This is a genomic window from Amycolatopsis sp. NPDC039088 (assembly GCF_055598845.1).
This window is the reverse complement of the sequence record NZ_JBVKAE010000009.1, coordinates 49,070-62,820: the sequence shown is the minus strand read 5'-3', so window position 1 is coordinate 62,820 and position 13,751 is coordinate 49,070. Positions and strand designations below refer to the sequence as shown.

17 protein-coding genes are annotated in these 13,751 nt (G+C 69.8%); 6 read left to right on the top strand and 11 right to left on the bottom strand.

Features of this window, described 5'->3' with window-relative positions; all coding sequences use genetic code 11:
* The gene (locus ACZ7KI_RS13810) at positions 1-897 is read left to right on the top strand and encodes a DNA-3-methyladenine glycosylase family protein (RefSeq protein WP_470273488.1); all 897 of its coding nucleotides are present in this window, start codon (positions 1-3) and stop codon (positions 895-897) included.
* Here the strand turns inward: ACZ7KI_RS13810 and ACZ7KI_RS13805 are convergent, their stop codons facing one another.
* The 7 genes from ACZ7KI_RS13805 to ACZ7KI_RS13775 all read right to left on the bottom strand — a co-directional run bounded on the left by ACZ7KI_RS13805 (position 898) and on the right by ACZ7KI_RS13775 (position 5,851).
* A complete protein-coding gene (locus ACZ7KI_RS13805; protein WP_470273487.1) occupies positions 898-1,083 on the bottom strand; it encodes a hypothetical protein in 186 nt (61 codons plus the stop codon).
* Between the two features lie 29 nt (positions 1,084-1,112).
* Positions 1,113-1,463, bottom strand: coding sequence for a GntR family transcriptional regulator (locus ACZ7KI_RS13800; RefSeq protein WP_470273486.1), 351 nt, complete (start codon positions 1,461-1,463; stop codon positions 1,113-1,115).
* A gap of 83 nt (positions 1,464-1,546) precedes the next feature.
* Positions 1,547-2,221: a hypothetical protein gene (locus ACZ7KI_RS13795; RefSeq protein WP_470273485.1), complete on the bottom strand. Its 675-nt coding sequence runs from the start codon at positions 2,219-2,221 to the stop codon at positions 1,547-1,549.
* Between the two features lie 28 nt (positions 2,222-2,249).
* Positions 2,250-2,795 carry an NUDIX hydrolase gene (locus ACZ7KI_RS13790; protein WP_470273484.1) on the bottom strand — a complete coding sequence of 182 codons (546 nt, stop codon included), beginning with the start codon at positions 2,793-2,795 and terminating at the stop codon, positions 2,250-2,252.
* Positions 2,792-4,186, bottom strand: coding sequence for a coenzyme F420-0:L-glutamate ligase (locus tag ACZ7KI_RS13785; RefSeq protein WP_470273483.1), 1,395 nt, complete (start codon positions 4,184-4,186; stop codon positions 2,792-2,794). The genes ACZ7KI_RS13790 and ACZ7KI_RS13785 overlap by 4 nt, the downstream gene beginning before the upstream one ends.
* Positions 4,122-5,120: a 2-phospho-L-lactate transferase gene (gene cofD, locus ACZ7KI_RS13780; protein ID WP_470273482.1), complete on the bottom strand. Its 999-nt coding sequence runs from the start codon at positions 5,118-5,120 to the stop codon at positions 4,122-4,124. Before cofD ends, ACZ7KI_RS13785 begins: the two co-directional genes overlap by 65 nt.
* Positions 5,117-5,851: a GNAT family N-acetyltransferase gene (locus ACZ7KI_RS13775; protein WP_470273661.1), complete on the bottom strand. Its 735-nt coding sequence runs from the start codon at positions 5,849-5,851 to the stop codon at positions 5,117-5,119. The genes cofD and ACZ7KI_RS13775 overlap by 4 nt, the downstream gene beginning before the upstream one ends.
* A gap of 52 nt (positions 5,852-5,903) precedes the next feature.
* On the opposite strand from ACZ7KI_RS13775, the gene ACZ7KI_RS13770 reads away from it, so the two are divergent.
* The 3 genes from ACZ7KI_RS13770 (at position 5,904) to dapC (ending at position 7,618) form a co-directional block, all read left to right on the top strand.
* On the top strand, positions 5,904-6,098 hold the full coding sequence (locus ACZ7KI_RS13770; protein ID WP_465504731.1) for a hypothetical protein: 195 nt from the start codon (positions 5,904-5,906) through the stop codon (positions 6,096-6,098).
* 111 nt (positions 6,099-6,209) lie between these two features.
* Positions 6,210-6,530, top strand: coding sequence for a ferredoxin (fdxA, locus tag ACZ7KI_RS13765; RefSeq protein WP_016331413.1), 321 nt, complete (start codon positions 6,210-6,212; stop codon positions 6,528-6,530).
* Complete coding sequence (gene dapC, locus ACZ7KI_RS13760) at positions 6,527-7,618, top strand: succinyldiaminopimelate transaminase (protein WP_470273481.1); 1,092 nt, start codon at positions 6,527-6,529, stop codon at positions 7,616-7,618. Before fdxA ends, dapC begins: the two co-directional genes overlap by 4 nt.
* Positions 7,619-7,658: 40 nt before the next feature.
* On the opposite strand, the gene ACZ7KI_RS13755 is transcribed toward dapC, so the two are convergent.
* Complete coding sequence (locus ACZ7KI_RS13755; protein WP_470273480.1) at positions 7,659-8,267, bottom strand: TetR/AcrR family transcriptional regulator; 609 nt, start codon at positions 8,265-8,267, stop codon at positions 7,659-7,661.
* Positions 8,268-8,346: 79 nt separating this feature from the next.
* Between ACZ7KI_RS13755 and ACZ7KI_RS13750 the strand changes: the two genes are divergently transcribed.
* A complete protein-coding gene (locus ACZ7KI_RS13750; RefSeq protein ID WP_470273479.1) occupies positions 8,347-9,750 on the top strand; it encodes an FAD-dependent monooxygenase in 1,404 nt (467 codons plus the stop codon).
* Here ACZ7KI_RS13750 and ACZ7KI_RS13745 read toward each other — a convergent pair.
* From ACZ7KI_RS13745 to ACZ7KI_RS13735, 3 genes are all read right to left on the bottom strand, one after another.
* Positions 9,726-10,697 carry a CHAD domain-containing protein gene (locus ACZ7KI_RS13745; protein WP_470273478.1) on the bottom strand — a complete coding sequence of 324 codons (972 nt, stop codon included), beginning with the start codon at positions 10,695-10,697 and terminating at the stop codon, positions 9,726-9,728. The two genes, ACZ7KI_RS13750 and ACZ7KI_RS13745, sit on opposite strands and share 25 nt — an antisense overlap.
* A gap of 117 nt (positions 10,698-10,814) precedes the next feature.
* Positions 10,815-11,801, bottom strand: a complete 987-nt coding sequence (gene dapD / locus ACZ7KI_RS13740; protein ID WP_470273477.1) for a 2,3,4,5-tetrahydropyridine-2,6-dicarboxylate N-succinyltransferase — start codon at positions 11,799-11,801, stop codon at positions 10,815-10,817.
* 28 nt (positions 11,802-11,829) lie between these two features.
* Positions 11,830-12,219 (bottom strand): hypothetical protein, encoded by a 390-nt coding sequence (locus ACZ7KI_RS13735; RefSeq protein ID WP_470273476.1) that lies wholly within the window; start codon positions 12,217-12,219, stop codon positions 11,830-11,832.
* Between the two features lie 48 nt (positions 12,220-12,267).
* On the opposite strand from ACZ7KI_RS13735, the gene dapE reads away from it, so the two are divergent.
* Complete coding sequence (gene dapE, locus ACZ7KI_RS13730; protein ID WP_470273475.1) at positions 12,268-13,341, top strand: succinyl-diaminopimelate desuccinylase; 1,074 nt, start codon at positions 12,268-12,270, stop codon at positions 13,339-13,341.
* Positions 13,342-13,751 lie beyond the last annotated feature (410 nt).

Below are 13,751 nucleotides of genomic sequence, written 5' to 3'. Positions count from 1 at the left end.
ATGCGTTTCACCCCCGGCTACGAACTCGACCTGGACATGGTGCTGGGTCCGCTGAGCCGTGGGTCACGCTCGCCCAACGTCGTCCGCACCGAGAGCGGCGTCACCTGGCTGGCCGCCAACACCGCGGACGGCGCGGGCACGCTCGCGCTGCTGCGGCGCGCGGACGGCGAGATCGAGGCGGAGGCCTGGGGCCCCGGCGCGGACAGGCTGCTCGACGGCGTCCCGGCGATGCTGGGCGCGCACGACGACGACTCCGAATTCGTGGCGCACCACGACGTCATCGCGTCGGCTCGGCGCCGCAATCCGGGGCTGCGGCTCGGTTCGACCGGCCGGGTGTGGGACGCGCTGGTGCTCGCCGTGCTGGAACAGAAGGTGACCAGCACGGAGGCGCTGCGGTCTTGGGGCGAACTGTGCCGCTGGTTCGGGGAGCAGGCGCCGGGGCCGGGACCGGCACGGCTGCGGGTGCCGCCGACGCCCGTCGCCATCCGGTCCATTGTGGACTGGAAATGGCATCGCGCCGGAGTGGACCTGAAGAGGCGGACGACGCTGATCAACGCCGCCCGCGTCGCGCCCCGGCTGGAAAAGGCCGTCGAACTGAAGGGCGTCGAAGGACGGGCCTGGCTGCGAAAGGTCCCCGGCATCGGGGTGTGGACCGCCGCGGAGATCGCGCAGCGTGCCTGGGGCGACCCGGACGCGGTGAGCTTCGGCGACTACAACATCCCGTCGATGGTCGGGCACGCGCTCGTCGGCACGAAACTCGACGACGCCGGGATGTCCGAGGTGCTGGCGCCGTACTCGCCGCAGCGGCAGCGCGCCGTGCGCTACCTCTCCACGGCCGGGTTCCGCCGTCCGCGGTTCGGGCCGAAGATCGAACTCCGCGACTATCGCGCCATGTGACTAGCTGCCCCAGCCCTGCGGCGGGTAGGTCTGCTGCTGGCTCGGGTACTGCGGCTGCTGTTGCGGGTACTGGTGGTGGGGGAGCGCGGGTGGCTGCTTGGTGTTCGCCTTCACGAGGAAGAACACGCCGACCCCGATCCCGGCCAAGACCAGGACGCCGACCACCAGAACCAGAAGGAAGACCATGCCGAGAGCCTAACCGGGCTCCTGCTCGGTCAGCCCAGCGCGGCGTCGACGATCGCTTTGGCTTCGTCGCGGTCGAGACCCAGTTTCCTGGTCAGCGCCGCGTAGTCGGCCGCCGCCTGCCGGGCCCGTTCGCGTGACTCGTCGCCGACGGCGCTGACGAACGTCCCCGCCCGGCCGCGGGTCTCGATCAGGCCCGCTTCCTCGAGTTCCCGGTAGGCCTTGGCGACGGTGTTCGGGGCGATGCCGAGGTCTTCGGCCAGTTTGCGCACGGTCGGGAGTTTCGCCCCGACGGGCAGCGTGCCGTCGTTGATCTGTGTCGCGTAGCCGGTGCGCACCTGCTCGAAGGGTGGGACCGAGGAGTTCGGATCGACCCTGATCATGCGATTTCTCCCTGCTGGAATGCCGTGAAGGCCTCCTTCACCACCCTGAGGGTAGGGAAGGAGGCCTTCACGGACATCCGGGGCTACTGGCGGGGCGGGACCACCTGGGTGGCGTCACCCGCGCCGCCGGACACGACCTGCGTCCGGTCGCCGTCCGCCGGGGAGACGACCTGGGTGCGGTCGGCGCCCGCCGGTGAGACCACCTGGGTGCGGTCGGCACCGGCGTCCGCCTGCTGCTGCGGGGACACGACCTGCGTGCGGTCCGCGCTGCCGTCGATCGGCGGCCCGGCCGGCGGGGGAGGCGGCGGGAAACCGGGCTGAGCCATGCCGGGCGCGCCGAACGGGTTGGGCGCCGGGGCGCCGGGCGGCGCGAATCCCGCGGGGGCGCCGGGCGGCGGCGGGAAACCCGCCGGAGCCGGGGCCGGAGGCGGCGGGAAGCCGGGTGCCTGGCCGTAACCGGGCTGGGGCGGCGGGAAACCGGGCGGGGGCTGCTGCTGCCAGTTGCCCTGCGGCGCCGGACCGCCCGCGGGCGGGGGAGGCGGCGGGAAACCCGGAGCCGGGCCGCCACCGCCGAAGTTCGGGTTCTGCGGGAAGGTCATCGGCGGCTTCTTCGCCTGGTTGGCCTTCACGATGATCACCACGATCACGATGATGATAATGATGATCGCCAGGATCAGCAGTACCCAGCCGGCGCCGTCGCCGTCCCCGCTGCTGTGCACCCGGACCCGATCCAGGTATGGCGTCAGCGTCGTCAGCATCATTCCCCCTTAAACGTCAGCCGACACCTTAACGGCCGGACGTCGCGGGCAAGGCGGCTTCCACCAGTTCGGCCAGATCTTCCGACCCTTTCGGCAGGGAATTCACCGGCCACCAACGAAGATCGTCCGATTCGTCGCTTTGTACCGGTTGTGCTCCCCGGGGTGCACGCACGGTGAAACGCACGTCGAAATGCCGGGTCGGCACGCCGAGTGAGCAGGTGATCGGGTGGACGTCGAGATGCACCGGCGCCGGATCGATGACCAGGTCGTGAATGCCCGATTCCTCCCGCGCCTCGCGCAAGGCCGCGTCCGCGAGCGTCGCGTCGCCCGGTTCGCAGTGCCCGCCGAGCTGGAGCCAGCGCCCGACTCGCGGGTGCAGGGTGAGCAGGACGTTCTCCGCGTCGGCGTCCAGAAGTACGGCCGACGCGGTGATGTGCCCCGCCGCGCATTCGCGACGGCAGACATCGTCGCGGGCGGCGAGGAAGCCCAAATAGGCCTGCCGCAAGGATTCCTGGGCGGCGTCCGCCGGTCGCCAACCGGACAAAGTGGACACGACGTTCTCATGCAGGGTCACAGTTCGAGAAGTCCTTCACCGGGTTCGCGCGCACCGCGGGCGGGCGGCAGCGCGGCGGGATGTCCGATCGCGACCGCGCCGAGCGGCTCCCAGCGCGCGTCCAGGCCGAGGACCTCACGCACGATGTCGGCCGCGAAGATGGTCGAGCCGATCCAGCACGAGCCGAGGTCTTCGGCGGCGAGCGCGACCAGCAGCCCTTGCACCGCCGCACCGCCGGCGACGGTGAACATCGTGTGCTCACAGGCGTTCCGGCGGTCGTCGCGGTAGGTGTGCGCGCCCTCGGCGACGAGGAACGGCACCACGACCTCTGGGGCGTTGTACAGGATGTCGCCGCGGCTGAGTCGTTTCGCGACCTGCTCCGGGGTGAAGTCGTCGCCTTCGAGATCGGTCTGCCACGACGCCTTCATCGCGTCGAGAAGCTTGCGGCGCAAGCCTTCCTCGCGCAGCCACACGAACCGGACCGGTTTGGTGTGGTGCGGCGCGGGAGCCGTCAGCGCCGTCGATACGGCGCGGCGCAGTACCTCGGGATCGACCGGCTCGTCGGTGAAGGACCGGATCGACCGCCGCGCGAGCACGGCTTCCCGGCGGCCCTGCGCGATGGCCTCGTTGGTGCCGAGCCGGAACAGGTCCTCTTCCACCGGCCGGATCAGCTTGCGGGCGGTGGATCCGTCGTCGGTCAGCCGCAATCCGCGCACGACGGCGACCGGGGTCCCGCCGAGCTTGCCCTTGACCAGATCCGCCGCGGCGGCGAGTTCGTCGGCGATCGCCACTTCGGTCACCGCGAGTTCGTTGCCCTGACTGTCGACCTCGCCCGCGTAGGAATGCAGCACGCGCAAACCGGACGCGCCGATCGCGGCGTCGGTCTGCCCGACCCGCCAGGCGCGGCCCATGGTGTCGGTGACCACGACCGCGACCTCGACGCCGAGCCGCTCGCGCAGCCCGTTCCGCAGCGCGAGCGCGGAGGCGTCCGGATCGGACGGCAGCAGCGCGACCTCGCCGGAGGCCACGTTCGACGCGTCCACGCCGGACGCGGCCTGCACGATGCCCAGCCGGTTCTCGGTGATCACCGTCCGGTTGATCCGCGCGATCACGCGGACGGACTCCTCCTCGACGAGCTTGCGCCGGGCGGCGTCGCGCTCCTCGGGATCGGCGGGGACCCGGATCAGCATGCCCTCGGCCTTGGAGACGATCTTGCTCGTCACGACCAGGACGTCACCTGAGCGCAGCCACGGGGCCGCCGTGACGATCGCTCCGGTGAGGTCGTCGCCGGGGCGGAATTCCGGGAGGCCGTCGACCGGCAGGATCTCGATCTTCTCGGAAGCGTGGTCAGTCAACGGAGACTCCGGCCAGGTCGAAGGCCGCGCGCGCCATCGCCGCGGTCGCGTCCACATCGGACATCAGCAGGGGGACGTCGCGGACGGCGACTCCCGGTACGTCGACGGTTTCGCCCTCGGCGACCAGCCAGCCGTCGAGCACGCCTTCCGGAGACTCCTTGCGAGAGCCGTAATGCCGCCCGACGGCTTCCGCGGACGTCTCCACCCCGATCGCGCTCAGGCAAGCGTCGGCCATACCGCGCAACGCCTTCCCGCCGATGATCGGCGAGATGCCGACGACCTTGGCGCGCGTCTTCCGCAGCGCGTCGCGCACGCCGGGGACGCCGAGGACGGTGCCGACCGAGACGACCGGGTTGGACGGCGCGAACAGCACGATGTCGGCGCCCGCGATCGCGTCCAGCACGCCCGGCGCCGGTTTCGCCTCGTCGGCGCCGACCGCGATGATCGAGTGCGCCTTCGGTTCGGCGCGGTAGCGGACCCACCACTCCTGGAAGTGGATCGCCTTACGCTGCTCCGGGTCTTCGGGATCGTCGATCACGACGTGCGTTTCGACGCGGTCGTCCGACATCGGCAGCAGGCGGACACCCGGCTGCCAGCGGTCGCACAGTGCCTCGGTGACCTGAGAGAGCGGATATCCCGCGCGCAGCATCCGCGAACGGATCAGGTGCGTCGCGATGTCCTTGTCGCCCAAACCGAACCAGGTCGGCTCGGCGCCGTACTCGGCGAGCTCTTCCTTGACCGTCCAGGTCTCGCCCGAGTGCCCCCATCCGCGTTCTTTGTCGATCCCCCCGCCGAGGGTGTACATGCAGGTGTCCAGGTCGGGGCAGACGCGCAGACCGTGCATCCACACGTCGTCCCCGGTGTTCACCAGCGCGGTCACCTCGTGCGGCGATTCCGGGGCGGAACCGATCGCGGGCAGACCCAGTGCTTGTTTGACCCCCAGCAGGAAGCGGGCCCCGCCCACTCCACCGACCACAATGACGACCTTCACGACAGGCGATCCTCGCACGCGTCCGGACCCGGGGCCCAGTAGCGGTACCTGTGGTGCTCCGTACAGCCCAGGCCCTCGTACAGCTTCAGCGCGCCGGTGTTCCCCATGGCGACCTGCAGGACGGTGCCGGTGGCGCCCTGAGCGGCGGCCCAGTCGCCGATCGCGTTCATCAGCCCGCGCGCCAGCCCCCGTCGCCGGAATTCGGCGCGGACCTCCAGCCGGGCGATGTGCAGCCACTCGCCGACGACCGCGCCGCGCACCGCCCCGGCCGTGACGCCGTCCAGTTCCACGACCCCGAAACCGACCTTGCCGGTGCCGAGGACGTAGCGCGGCGCGTCCGCGGGTTCGGCGCCGCCCGCCGTCAGCTCCCACCATCCGGACGTCGGCTCGTCGAGGACCACCGCTCCCGCCGAGGTCCCGCGCGAGAGCGGTCCGGTCATCACGCGTACCTCGTGCGCGGGCCGGTGTTCCACATGGTGGACCCATCCGTGGGCTTCGATGGCGGCTTCGGTGGACGTGTTCTGGATCACCTGGACGACCGGTGGGATGGCATGATCGTGGGCGAAGTCACAGACCGCCCGCAGGGCCTCTGTCAGCGGTTTTCCCGGGTCACCGATCGCCAGGGCGCTGTTGGCGCGGGCGGTGAACCCGTCCGCCCAGCGCAGCCGCCAGTCGCCCATCCGGCTTTCCAACAGGGGAGGCCAGGCTTGGCTACAGGTGAGCTCGAGCATTTCCGCACTGTTCACGGTTAGATTGTGTCAAGGAAGGCAGTGGAGGGACCCGATGAGCATCGCGCGCAAGGACGATCGCCACAACGAAGACCTGGTCCGCGAGATCTCCGACGGCTTCAACCGGGCATTGGGCGCGGAAAAGGCCGTCGAGGAGAAGAACGCGGAGGCGGCGAAGCCCGCCGCGCCGAAATTCGTCATCACTGGGGACAGCAGGGCCACTCCACCGCCTCGCCGGAAGGACCGCTGAAGGGCACATACCCGGAGTACGGATAAGGGTGGCCTAAGCGGGCCGGTCGCGCCCGTGGGCGCGTAATGTCCGTTGCAGACTGGTGAAGCAGAGATAAAGCAGGAGTGCGCAGTGACCTACGTGATCGCCGAGCCCTGCGTCGACGTGCTCGACAAGGCGTGTATCGACGAGTGCCCCGTGGACTGCATCTACGAGGGTGACCGCATGCTGTACATCCACCCGGACGAATGCGTCGACTGCGGTGCCTGCGAGCCGGTCTGCCCCGTCGAGGCGATCTACTACGAGGACGACGTCCCCGACGAGTGGAACGACTACACCAAGGCCAACGTCGACTTCTTCGACGAACTCGGCTCGCCCGGTGGCGCCTCCAAGGTCGGCAAGACCAGTCACGACCCCGCCTTCATCAAGGCACTTCCCCCGCAGGGCGAATGAGCCGGGTCGCTCTTCCTGATTTTCCCTGGGACTCCCTCGCCGAAGCCAAGGCGAAGGCCCAGGCACATCCCGGCGGCATCGTCGACCTGTCGATCGGTACGCCGGTGGACCCGGTCCCCGAGAGCGTCCGCACGGCACTCGCTTCCGTGTCGGACATCCCGGGGTACCCGACCACGCACGGGATTCCCGAGCTGAGGGCCGCCGCGATCGAGGCGCTTTCGCGACGGCACGGCATCGAGGGCGTTCCCGAGGCGGCCGTGCTGCCGACGATCGGTTCGAAGGAGCTGGTCGCCTCGCTGCCGCGGCAACTGGGCTTCGGCCCCGGTGATCTCGTCGTCATCCCCGAGGTGGCGTATCCGACCTACGAGGTCGGCGTACTGCTGGCGGGTGCTTCCCTGCTGCGTGCGGACAGCACGATCGCGCTCGGCCCGCAGCGGCCGTCGATGCTGTGGCTGAACTCGCCGTCCAACCCCACCGGGCGCGTGCTCGGGGTCGACCACCTGCGCAAGGTCGTCGACTGGGCGCGGGAACGCGGCGTCGTCGTGGTCTCCGACGAGTGTTATCTGGCGCTGGGCTGGGAAAGCGAGCCCGTGTCGATCCTGCACCCGTCGGTGCACGGCGGTTCTCTCGACGGTCTGCTGGCCGTTCACTCGCTGTCGAAGTCCGCGAACCTCGCCAGCTACCGCGCCGGATTCGTCACCGGCGACCCGAAGCTCGTCGCCGGACTGCTGGAGATCCGCAAGCATTCCGGGCTGATCGTGCCGCGTCCGGTGCAGGAGGCCATGGTCGCCGCGCTGAAGGACGACGAAGCCCTTGCCGGGCAACGGGAACGCTACGCGCGCCGACGGCTGGTGCTGCGGAAGGCGTTGCTGGACAGCGGTTTCGAGATCTCGCACTCCGAGGCGGGGCTCTATCTCTGGTCCACGCGCGGCGAATCCGCGCTCGACACGGTCGACTGGCTCGCCGAGCGTGGCATCCTCGCCGCGCCGGGCACCTTCTACGGGCCGACGGGCGGGCGGCACGTCCGGATCGCCCTGACGGCGACGGACGAGCGGATCGACGCGGCCGCGGAACGCCTCGCCTCCTGAGTTCGACTCGGTTCACGCACCGCGGGGGTGACAGGGGAGCTCAGGTGACGTCGCGACCGGTGAAGCCCCGGTAGATGAACCGCGTCAGCGCCTCGATGGCTTCCTCTTCGGAGACCGACGACGGGTCCAGCATCCACGTGTGCGCGAAGCCGTTGACCAGTTCGGCCATCATCGCGAGCGTGAGCCGTTCCGAGGCGGGCAGTTCCATCCCCGCCGCGGTGATGTACCCGAGGTGGCCGACGATGTCCTCCGCCTGATCGGCGCCGAACCGCGCGAAGGTGCGCGCGAAGTCGTCGTTGACCATCGCGGCCTGGCGCAGCGCGAGCATCGTCGCCGCGTTGTCGCGATGGAAGTTCCAGTACTCGCGGACGTGCCAGCGCACGGCGTCCGGGTCGGTGAAGTCGGCTTTGTGCTCCGGCGAGGACGCGTTGACGTCGCTCGCCGCCGCGAGGTCCGCGAGGAGCGCTTCGAGCAGCTCTTCCTTGCTCGCGAAGTGGTTGTAGAACGATCCCGCCGCGCGCCCGGCCTCGGCCGTGATGTCGGTGATCTTGGTGTTCAGGTACCCCTTCGCCGCGAAAACGCGCTTCGCCGCGTCCTTGAGCGCGGCCTCGGTCTCCGCCGCCTTCTCCCTGCGGCTCATCGCCGTCATCGGCACCTCCTTGACACGGAAGGCTAGCAACGGTCATAGTGAATCGAGATTCACTGAATTATAATTCACTGGAGGAGAGATGACCGAGGTGCTGATCGCGGGAGCCGGGCCGACCGGACTCACGCTGGCCATCGATCTCGCGCGTCGTGGTGTCGGCGTGCGGATCGTGGAGAAGGCCGAGACGTTCTTCGAGGGCTCGCGTGGTGACGGCCTCCAGCCGCGCACGCTGGAGGTCTTCGAAGATCTCGGCGTGCTGGACGCCGTACTGGCCGCCGGGCAGGCGCCGGTGCCGATACGGATCCATCTGGGTGGCGAGGTCGTCGATGAGCGGATGATGGCCGAACTCGTCGAGCCGACGCCGGACGTGCCGTATCCGAACGGCTGGTTCCTCGGCCAGTCACGGACCGAGGAGATCTTGCGCGACCGGCTCGCCGAATTCGGTGTCCAGGTCGAGCTCGGCACCCCGCTGCTCGGGTTCGAGCAGGACGCCGACGGCGTGACCGCCGAACTCCCGGGCGAGCGGATCCGAGTCGACTATCTCGTCGGCGCGGACGGCGGGAAGAGCTTCGTGCGCAAGGCACTCGGGATCGCGTTCGAGGGCACCACCGACGAATCGATCCGCATGCTGCTGGGTGACGTCCAGGCGGAGGGGCTCGATCGCGAGTACGGGCATTGGTTCGCGAAGCCCGAGGACCCGATGTCGGGGATCGTGCTCACGCCACTGCCCGGGGTGCCGCACTTCCAGTTCGGCGCGCCGCTGGGTGAGGAGGAGGTCGAGGCGTCGCTGGAGACGTTGCAGTCCCGGCTCGACGAGCTGTCCGGCGGCGGGGTCCGGTTGCACGATCTCGCCTGGTCGACGGTGTGGCGGCCGAACATCAGGCTCGCCGCGCGGTTCCGGGACGGGCGCGTGTTCCTCGCCGGCGACGCGGCGCACGTCCACCCGCCCACCGGCGGGCAGGGGCTCAACACCGGCGTGCAGGACGCGTACAACCTGGGCTGGAAACTCGCCGACGGTTCGGCCGAGCTGCTCGACAGCTACGAGGCCGAGCGGCGCGGGGTCGCGGCGCGGGTGCTGGAGATCAGCACCGAAATCCTCGAGAAGTACAAGGAAGGCTCGGAAGACGCGCACGAGCGCGGGGAGAACACGCGTCAGCTCGACATCGGGTATCGCGGCGGCCCGCTCGCACCCGAGGCGACCGGCCGGATCCGGCCCGGCGACCGCGCGCCGGACGCGCCGCTGGCCGACGCGAACGGCAAACCCGTCCGGCTCTTCGAACTGCTACGCGGTCCGCAGGCGACAGTGCTGGTATTCGGCGACGGTCCCGCTCCCGAAGGCGCGCGCCGGATCCTGCCCGCGGGCAGCACACTGTCCGATGTGGACTTCGAGGATGTCGGCGGGCACGCCTTCGCCGCATACGAAGCCAGGAACGGGCGCCAGGTGCTGATCAGGCCGGACGGCTACCTCGGCGCGATCACCGCCTGAGCGGCCGCGTCGACCTCGGTCCAGACATCGCGCCAAACGGCACGGACCTCGGCCCGGCGCAACAGTTCCTTCTCCGCGACCCGGCCCGCGATGAAGGCGACCTCGGGGTCGGCAGAGGCGACGACACCGCGCATGCGATCGGCGGCGACGCAGGCGTCCTGATGGTCCCCGAGAACGGTCTGCAAGTTCTTCGTGGCCTTGATCAACCGCTGGATCCGCTCCGCTTGGTTCTTCTTCGCGGCAGGCTTGGCCATCTCGGCGGCGTAGCGGAGTTTCTTGCCGTAGATGCGAAGCGCGTGAAGGTCGTCGTCAGGTGGGTTGGCGGGAAGCGCCTTCACGGCCTTCGCGAGCTTTCGATGCGGCTTCGCGAGGCCGGCGATGAGATCCGCGGAGGTGGACCCGGCCTCGGAAGTGGGTTCTTCGGTGGCGGGCTGCCGGGCGAGCCGGCCGATGTCCTGCATCATCGCGGCGTACCGGGGACCGGCGAGCGCGCGGGTGAGCCGCCGCTTCGCGACTCCGCGTTCAGTGACGAACTTCGAGACCAGACGGCGCGCGGCGGGCTGGTCGCGCACCTCGAACTCCGCGACGACCTCCCGCAGATGTCCGATCAGGACGTCGTAATCCCGGACGTCGCCGAGTGACTGGCCGAGCCAGCCGAGCTCCGCGCGCACCGGTTCGGCGTCCGGGCCGACGAGGCGGCCAGACAGCTTGAGGACACTGCGCATGCGGCGCAGCGCGACCCGCATCTGGTGCAGGTCCTCGGGGTCGGCGCCGGATTTGGTGCCGGGTTCGTGCGCGAGGAGCGCGCGGATCTCGACGTCGAGTTTGACCCGGACATGCGCGGCAGCCGGATCGTCCGGCCCGGCTTTCGCGGGCCGCTCGCCGAGCCCGAGTGCGGCCGGGGTGGTCGAAGGGACGTTCTTGCGCGGCGGGGCCTCGGCTGTCACAAGATGAATTCTAGGTGAACCGATGAGGTGGTCCAGGCCGTGAGAGAAGCAAGGGACCTTTGCTCTCGCTCTCCGGGGGAGAGTGACAGCAAAGGTCCCTTGCTCTCTTTCCGCAGGTCAGTTGGCGTGCAGGGCCGCGTTCAGCTCGATGCCGACGCCGCTGCGCGCGACGACCTCGACGGCGCCGGTCCCGGAATTCCGCCGGAACATCGCGCCCGAGATGCCGGACAGCTCCCGCGCCTTCACGACCTTGCCCTCGAAGGTCACCTTCGTGCCCGCCGTGACGTACAGGCCGGCCTCGACGACCGAGTCGTCGCCGAGCGAGATGCCGATGCCGCCGTTCGCGCCGATCAGGCAGCGCTCGCCGATCGAGATGGTCTCCTTGCCGCCACCGGACAGGGTGCCCATGATCGACGCGCCGCCGCCGACGTCGGAACCGTCGCCGACCACGACACCGGCGGAGATCCGGCCCTCGACCATGGACGCGCCGAGCGTGCCGGCGTTGAAGTTGATGAAGCCCTCGTGCATGACCGTGGTGCCGTTGGCCAGGTGCGCGCCGAGGCGGGCGCGGTCGGCGTCGGCGATGCGGACGCCGGTCGGCACGACGTAGTCCACCATCCGGGGGAACTTGTCCACGCCGTAGACGGTGACGTTGCCGCGAGCCCGCAACCGCAGCCGGGTCGCCTCGAAGCCCTCGACGGGGCACGGCCCGTGGTTGGTCCACACGACGTTCGCCAACAGGCCGAAGATGCCGTCGAGGTTCGCGCCGTGCGGCCGGACCAGCCGGTGCGACAGCAGGTGCAGGCGCAGGTAGACGTCGTGCGTGTCACCGGGGGCTTCGGCGAGGCGGGCGATGGTCGTGCGCACCGCGACGACCTCGACACCGCGGTCGGTGTCCGGACCGAGCTGGGCCGCGGCGGCCTCGCCGAGAGCCTCGGAGGCCTCTTCGGCGGTCAGCCGTACCGTGCCGGGCTTGTCCTCGGCGCTCTCGGTCAGCTTGGGCAGCGGGAACCAGGTGTCCAGCACCGTGCCGTCGGTCGTGACGGTGGCCAGTCCGACGCCGGTGGCGCCGGTCGTTTCGGGATCAGGGGTCTGCTCGCTCACGCCCTGAACGGTAACCCAGTGACCTGCGTCAACCGCCGACGAGGCTCTTCACGCTGGTCAACGCCGCCGACATGTCGACGAGTGCCTGGCCGCACGCGCCGCCGGGCGCCGCCTGGTCCTGGCAGTTCGCGGTGCGGAAGGCGGCGATCGGGCGATCGAGGCCGTCGGCGCTCGCCGACAGGTCCGGCCTGCGCTTGCGGACACTGCCCGCGGCGCTGGAGAGTTCGGTGACGTACTTCTGGCAGCCCTTGGGCGATTCGGTCCCCGGCGTGAGGTAGCACCGGTCGGTGGTCAGTGCCTTGAGCTTGATCGGCAGCACGTCCGGGCCGGTGCTCTGGGTGGGCTTCACCGTCACCGGGACCTCACCCGATCCGCAGCCGCTGACTAGCAGGAGAAGGGCGACCAAGACCGCTCGCATGCGCACTCCCTCACGGTAGCCCTGCGGCGCCGCCGGTACGGTGCGGGCATGCCTTCGCTCGATCTGCACGCGGACCCTGTCGACCTCACCGCCGCGCTGGTGGACATCTTCAGCGTCTCGGAAGAGGAGAAGGTCATCGCGGACACCGTGCAGGCCGCACTGGAGACGCAGGCGCCCCACCTCGAGGTGATTCGCAACGGCGACGCCGTCCTCGCCCGCACGAACCTCGGCCGTCCTTCGCGGGTGGTGCTGGCGGGGCATCTCGACACCGTTCCGGTCAACGAGAACCTGCCGGTGCGCCGTGAGGGGACCGGTGACGACGAGATCCTGCACGGCCTGGGCACCGTCGACATGAAGAGCGGCGACGCCGTCTTCCTGCACCTCGCCGCCGCCCTGCGCGAGCCTCGGCACGACGTCACCTTCGTGCTCTACGACTGCGAAGAGATCGAAGCGACGAAGAACGGCCTCGGTCGTATCGAGCGCGAGCTGCCCGAGTGGCTGCGAGGCGACCTCGCGATCCTCGGCGAGCCTTCGAACGGCGGCATCGAGGGCGGCTGCCAAGGCACCATGCGGATCGAGATCCGCGTCGAAGGCGTCCGGGCGCACACCGCGCGCGGCTGGATGGGCGTCAACGCGATCCACGGCCTCGCCGAACCGCTGCGCAGGCTGGCCGAGTACACGCCGCGAGTGGTCGACATCGACGGCCTGACCTACCGCGAGGGCCTGCAGGCCACCAAGATCGGCGGCGGGGTCGCGGGCAACGTCGTCCCGGACGAGGCCGTGCTCACGATCAACCACCGCTTCGCCCCCGATCGTTCTTCGGAGGAAGCCGAGGCGCACCTTCGCGAGGTGTTCGAGGGTTACGACGTGAAGGTTGTCGACTTGTCGCCAGGCGCTTTGCCCGGTTTGAGCGTCCCCGCGGCGGCCGAACTGGTCGCGGCGGCTGGCGGCAAGGCGGTCGCGAAGCTGGGTTGGACCGACGTCGCGCGGTTCGCGGCCCTCGGGATTCCAGCGGTGAACTTCGGGCCCGGCGACCCGACGCTGGCGCACACGCGGCAGGAACACGTACGGGCCGGAGAGATCCGCCAGGTCGCCGCGGTGCTGCGCGAATTCCTCGGGTAGGTCCGCCGCTGACGTGCGGGACGCGCTCACGAATCGGGCTCGCAGAGGTCACCCTCTCGCGTGCAGTACATGAGGGCCGGTGCTGCTGTGATAGGTGTGACTGGAGACCAAAGCTGAGACCGGCTCGCGGGAGTCGCCTGCGCGGACTAAATGTCCATTAAGGACTCACGGCTCGCTCGCCTGTCCCTTTGATCCGCAAATGGCTGGTTTCATCAGGTCGTGAAGGCCTCCTTCCCTACCTTGAAAGTCAGGGTCCCGGCAAAGTCGCATAAGTGCTGGTCGGCACTTGTTCTTGGTGGTCCGGATGTGGCATCGCTGATGCCTGTGGGGTGCGAGTGTGGAGGATTTGGGACGGTGAACGTCCCCAACCCCCCCCCCCCCACATCTTCCCAACTCCTGGGCACTCCCCA